At 73.6% G+C, this 3,240-nt stretch carries 4 protein-coding genes; 2 read left to right on the top strand and 2 right to left on the bottom strand.

Going from position 1 to position 3,240, the window contains the following annotated elements:
- Positions 1 to 41: 41 nt before the first annotated feature.
- The gene (locus AC08OQ_RS13525; protein ID WP_476593300.1) at positions 42 to 611 is read right to left on the bottom strand and encodes a hypothetical protein; all 570 of its coding nucleotides are present in this window, start codon (positions 609 to 611) and stop codon (positions 42 to 44) included.
- Between the two features lie 156 nt (positions 612 to 767).
- On the opposite strand from AC08OQ_RS13525, the gene AC08OQ_RS13520 reads away from it, so the two are divergent.
- Positions 768 to 1,994, top strand: coding sequence for a LysM peptidoglycan-binding domain-containing protein (locus AC08OQ_RS13520; protein WP_476604966.1), 1,227 nt, complete (start codon positions 768 to 770; stop codon positions 1,992 to 1,994).
- Positions 1,995 to 2,075: 81 nt separating this feature from the next.
- Positions 2,076 to 2,792, top strand: coding sequence for an Rv3235 family protein (locus tag AC08OQ_RS13515; protein WP_476599931.1), 717 nt, complete (start codon positions 2,076 to 2,078; stop codon positions 2,790 to 2,792).
- Between the two features lie 25 nt (positions 2,793 to 2,817).
- Here AC08OQ_RS13515 and AC08OQ_RS13510 read toward each other — a convergent pair.
- Positions 2,818 to 3,240: SEC-C metal-binding domain-containing protein (locus tag AC08OQ_RS13510; RefSeq protein WP_476612091.1), on the bottom strand; the 423-nt coding region annotated here is incomplete at its 5' end.

The following is a 3,240-nucleotide window of genomic DNA, read 5'->3' as shown; positions in this document are numbered from 1 at the left end:
TAGACGCAGTAGGCGCGGCGAGGTCAGTAGGCGCGGCGAGGTCAGGGGATCCGACGAACGTAGGCGATCGCGTCGAGGGGGATGGTCCAGCCGGAACGGATCTGGCCGCGCCGGGCGAACTCGCCGACGGCGTGTTCGGCTACCTCCAGGAAGTCCGAGCCGACCCGCACCGGCGTCCCGTGCAGGGTCACCCCGTCCACCAGCATGAGCGTGCACGCCGAGCGGTCCCGGACGAGCCCGCGCAGGACGTACCGCAGATCCAGCTTGGCCGCCAGCGGACCCTCATGACCCGGCTGGGCCGAGACCACCGGCAGGTTCTCCACGGCCAGCAGCGACCGCACCGGCACCAGAGCCTCCGTCGCGCCGGGCTCGGCGATGAGCAACCAGTCCACCCCGAGGGCCGACAGGGTGCCGTGCAGGATCTCGGGAGCGCGCTGACCACCCAGCACCCGGCAACGCGCCGGGTGTCCGACGACAGGTCGCATCCGATCGATCAACCGCAGGTAGGCAGCCTCCCGTCGGCTGCGGTCCGCGAGCTCGGCGGAGAGCTCGGCGGCCTCATTCGCCTCCCACTGCAGCTCCAGGTCGGCAAACAGATCCTCCCATCGCACGAAATTCCTCCCATAAAGGTAGATTTCGCCCGCTTCCCCCAGTCACCCCTCGCTCCCCACACAAGCAGGGTTGACAGCGAGCTTTCAGGAGTTTACACAAGCAAACGTAGGCAAACGAACGATCTCGACAACATCCGGCGGACAGGAGCACCCACAATGATCGCGAGGGCGGCTCGACAGACGCTGGCGCGGTTCGCCGGCGCGACCGCGGCCGCAATCACGGCGATCATATTGATCGTTTTCGGACCCCGGCTGGCCGACCTGCCGGAGAGCATCGAGGCCGCCCCAGCATGGTTCGCCGCCGCGCCCGAGCAGGCGCTGGCCACGATCATCGGGGTCGTCGCCTGGGTGTGCCTGCTCTGGCTGTGCCTGGGGGTTCTGCTCAGCGCGCTGTCGGCCGTCCCCGGCGGAGTCGGCCGGCTCAGCGCGGCGCTGGCCCGCCGGATCGTTCCCCGCACGATGCGGCGGATGCTCGAGATCGGCCTCGGAGTGACACTCGTCGCCGGGGTGGCGCCGATCATCGCCGCGGTCCCGGCCTCCGCGGCCACCGGACCTGCGGGGACCGGTGTCAGTGCGGGCGCCACCGCCGCACTGCCCGATCTGGACCGGCCCACCACCGTCGGCCACCCCCCGAACCCGATAGCCAGCTTCCCCGGCCTCGACCGCCCCCCGGCCGGCACCTCCGCCGGTCACACCCCCGCGACACCCCCCGCATCCTCCACCGGCCCCGCCTCCCCTACCGAACCCGTAACCGGCGCCGGTGCCATCCCGGCGACCAGCCCCACCCCGACGATCTCGGTTCCCGGTCTCGGCGAGGCGATCCCCGTCGTGGACCTGCACGGGACCACCTCAGCGGCCGGCTCGCCGACGCGGCCCCCCTCCCCGGGTTCCGCCGCCGGCGGAAACCCGGTGCACACCGCCCCTGACCCCGGCGCCCTCACTCGGCTCACCACGGCTCACACGACCACAGCCGGCTGGCCGGACTTGGACCGACCCGCCACCACCTCCCCGAGCAACCCGGCCGCGCCCGGCGCAGCCATCACTCCGACGCCGTCCCACCCGACACCGTCCGGACCGGCGGCTCCGGCCGCGTCGACACCAGCCCGGGATCCGATCGTGCCGCCGGCCCCTCGTGGAACGGGCACGCCCATGAGCCTCCCGGGTACCGACCGGACCTCTCCCGGCGTCGATGCGGCGGAAATCGTCGTCCTCCGCGGCGACAGTCTCTGGTCCATCGCGGCCCGTCATCTCGGCCCGGACGCGACGCAGGAGCAGATCGCAGCCGAGTGGCCACGGTGGTGGGCCGCCAACTCCGACCTGATCGGCCACGACCCGAATCTGATCTTCCCCGGCCAACGCCTGAAGCCACCCCCCGGGCCCTGACCCCGCCCACCACTTCCGGAGCCTGCCGTGACCGCCACCTACGCCCTGACCCTGCCCCGGCGTCCAATTCCGGCCCCCGCAATGCGCCGCCTTCCCGTCATCCCCCACGAACCGCCCTATGACGACGAGGCCGGACCCTCGCCGGCCGGCGCCTCGACCGGCTCGTCGACAAGGCCGCCCCGACCCCGGGTGCGGCCGGCCGGATGCACTACCGCCGATCGTCCAGGCCGGCCCGTGACCACCCCGGGAGGCGGCGGACGCCGCCGCGGCGGCCCGGCGGGACCCGGCGGGCCGCCGCGCGGCCGTGGCGGTGCGGACAGCCAGACCGAGCCCGGTGGCACGACGACGGTCGATCGGACGCCTCGGCACCTCGCCATGCCCGAACGCACGGTCACGGGGACAGGAACGGGATCAGCGGCGTCACACGTGGTGCCGGGTCTCGAACCGGTAGCCGGTCCGCGGCCGGGGCGCCCCGCCGGGAGCCGGACGAACCCACCGCCCCGGGAAACGGCGGTGGTCATCGTCAGAGCGATCGTCGAGACGCTCGGCGGAGTGCGCCCGGCCTCGCATCTCGCCGGATGGACGACGCCCCGCCTACAGAACGATCTCGAACGCATCGTCGCCCAGACCACGGATCGCAGGCGGAGTCAGGTCCGCAGCGTACGGGTCAGCGAACCGCGACCCGGAGTCGCCGAGGTCTCGGCGGTCATCAGCAGAGGTGCCCGGGTGGCCGCACTCGCGCTGCGCATGGAGTCGTCCGGCGGACGCTGGCGGGTGACAACCCTGCAGGTGGGTTAGCGCGGCCACCGGCTCCAGGGATGGATCACTCGGCGTTGCGGCGCGCCGGGTCGCCGTGGCATCGCTTGTACTTGCGGCCTGACCCACACGGGCAGGGCGCATTGCGAGCGGGACGCGTGCCCGCACCGGGCTGCGCCGTGCCGGCTTCGCCGCGGGCGGCGCTGAGCGCACCGTTTCCAGCCGGGCGGCCCAGTCCCGACCCGCCGTCCACCGTCGTGACCGGCCCGGATCCACCGTCGACTGACGGCGCGGTGTAGCGCAGGCCACCGGTCGGCCGCCGCGGCTCAAGCCCCTTGACGAAGACCGGCGGCGGTGCGGACGGAACCGGTGAAGGGGGTGGCGGAGTCTGGTCGGCCGCCGCGGGGCGAGCGGGCTGCGCGTCCGCGACGGGCCCGGCGCCGCCCGGGATCGTCGGCGCCACCGGAGCGGGCAGGGTCGCGGCTCCGGC

It is taken from the genome of Frankia sp. CcCS3 (genome assembly GCF_977927575.1).
This window is presented reverse-complemented; position numbering and strand designations above follow the sequence as displayed.